Consider the following 429-nt stretch of genomic DNA (forward strand, 5'->3'; position numbering starts at 1 on the left):
GAATGTAGATAACACAACCACAACCAAACATTTGTGCGCCCCATGCGACGGAGCGACCATGATTTCCGTCTGTCGCACAGCTGACAACGATTTCAGCAACTTCTGATTTCCACTCCCCGTTGAGCAGCTCACTTATGGTAGGGTTCTTCCCATAGCGATTGGCGATTTCAATCTGAAGCTGACGAGCAACGGCATAAGCGCCGCCCAGTGCTTTAAAACTCTTCAGGCCAAAACGTTGCGATTCATCTTTGTACCAAAACTTGTTTACGCCGATCTCAGCAGAGATTGCATTCAGCTCATGCAAAGGAGTAACAGAGTAGCCTGGCCATTGAGAGATATCTTTAATCGCCTGTTGAGAGTTCGCGACACTTAAAATGTCACGCTGCCCACTCGAGTATTCCAATTCAGGGCGTGCTTGAGGGTTAGCGT

At 48.5% G+C, this 429-nt stretch carries 1 protein-coding gene; it reads right to left on the reverse strand.

Features of this window, described 5'->3' with window-relative positions; genetic code table 11:
- Positions 1–429 (reverse strand): pyridoxal-phosphate dependent enzyme (locus tag AB4512_RS22845; RefSeq protein ID WP_372175817.1); only part of this gene is annotated, 429 nt, incomplete at both ends.

Source organism: Vibrio sp. 10N.222.52.B7, assembly GCF_041474275.1.
Taxonomy (GTDB): Bacteria; Pseudomonadota; Gammaproteobacteria; order Enterobacterales; family Vibrionaceae; genus Vibrio; species Vibrio crassostreae_C.